This window comes from Sphingomonas yabuuchiae, assembly GCF_001477495.1.
GTDB classification, from domain to species: domain Bacteria; phylum Pseudomonadota; class Alphaproteobacteria; order Sphingomonadales; family Sphingomonadaceae; genus Sphingomonas; species Sphingomonas yabuuchiae_A.
In genome coordinates this window covers 1-1,127 of record NZ_LDTF01000157.1, presented here as the reverse complement: position 1 = coordinate 1,127, position 1,127 = coordinate 1, and the positions used below count along the sequence as shown (strand labels likewise).

At 67.5% G+C, this 1,127-nt stretch carries 3 protein-coding genes; 2 read left to right on the top strand and 1 reads right to left on the bottom strand.

The features are described 5' to 3' along the window. Window positions 1–258, top strand: a 258-nt coding sequence (locus NS355_RS17815; protein ID WP_167345497.1) for a cold-shock protein, incomplete at its 5' end; no start/stop codon positions are given. After that, entirely contained in the window at window positions 255–746 is a 492-nt protein-coding gene (locus tag NS355_RS17810) for a DUF192 domain-containing protein (RefSeq protein WP_058746872.1), read from the top strand. The genes NS355_RS17815 and NS355_RS17810, both read left to right, overlap by 4 nt. 130 nt (window positions 747–876) lie before the next feature. Here NS355_RS17810 and NS355_RS18470 read toward each other — a convergent pair whose 3' ends face one another. Then, window positions 877–1,014: a DUF192 domain-containing protein gene (locus NS355_RS18470; RefSeq protein ID WP_430727024.1), complete on the bottom strand. Its 138-nt coding sequence runs from the start codon at window positions 1,012–1,014 to the stop codon at window positions 877–879. Window positions 1,015–1,127 lie beyond the last annotated feature (113 nt).

Genomic DNA, 1,127 nt, shown 5'->3' with positions numbered 1-1,127 from the left:
TCCGACCGGATCGATCCGGTGGCGCTGGTCGACGAGGCGGGCGATCCGGAGCAGGTCGCGGTCAAATGGTTCAACCGGCTGAAAGGCTATGGTTTCCTGCTGCGGGACCGTGACGGGGCGGACATCTTTGTCCATATGGAGACGCTGCGTCGCGGCGGAATCCTGGATGTCGAACCCGGTCAGCCGCTGGCGGCGCGCGTGGTCGAGGGGCCGAAAGGCCCCCTGGCGGTCGTCGTGACGCTGAGAGGAGCCGGATGATACGGATGGGAGTGATGGCGCTGGCTTTGGCCGGGGCCGGGTTGGCGGGCTGCTCGGGCGAGACGTCTTCATCCGAAGCGGCGGAGAAGGCGGGGCACCAGGTCGCGACCGTGCCCGTCACCATCACGAGCGCGCAGGGCAAACATCGATTCGAGGTCGAGGCCGCCCGCACGACCGCCGAGCAGGCGCAGGGGCTGATGTACCGCACCGACCTGAAACCCGATGGCGGCATGTTGTTCGCCCCTTATCCGCCCGAGGGCGGCGGGCCGCGCGAGGCGAGCTTCTGGATGAAGAACACGCCGACCCCGCTCGACATCCTGTTCATCCGTGCCGACGGCACGATCGCGCGGATCGCGGAGAATACCGTGCCGTTCAGCGAGGCCCCCGTCCCCTCGGGCGAGCCGGTCGCGGCGGTGCTGGAACTGGTCGGCGGGCGCTCGGCGGAACTGGGGATATCGGAGGGCGATTCGGTTTCCTGGCCGAAATAATGGGCTAGGGGCCGCGCTGATGCCCTGCGCCTCCATGCCGAAACCAAGCCTGCTCCCCTCCCGCAGGCGGGAGGGGAGCAGGCTTGGTTTCGGCATGGAGGCGCAGGGCATCAGCGCGGCCCCTAGCCCATTATTTCGGCCAGGAAACCGAATCGCCCTCCGATATCCCCAGTTCCGCCGAGCGCCCGCCGACCAGTTCCAGCACCGCCGCGACCGGCTCGCCCGAGGGGACGGGGGCCTCGCTGAACGGCACGGTATTCTCCGCCATCCGCGCGATCGTGCCGTTCCTGTCCTCTATACCCCTCTCCGAGCCCACGAGACGGACTCCTCGATCGGATGCCGTCTTCTGCTGGAAAACAACAACTCCAAATCGTGAACAAA

What these genes read in the sequence shown, in the direction of transcription:
- NS355_RS17810 (WP_058746872.1), top strand. Translation starts at nt 255, where the DNA reads ATGATACGGATGGGAGTGATGGCGCTGGCTTTGGCCGGGGCCGGGTTG.
- NS355_RS18470 (WP_430727024.1), bottom strand. Translation starts at nt 1,014, where the DNA reads ATGGCGGAGAATACCGTGCCGTTCAGCGAGGCCCCCGTCCCCTCGGGC.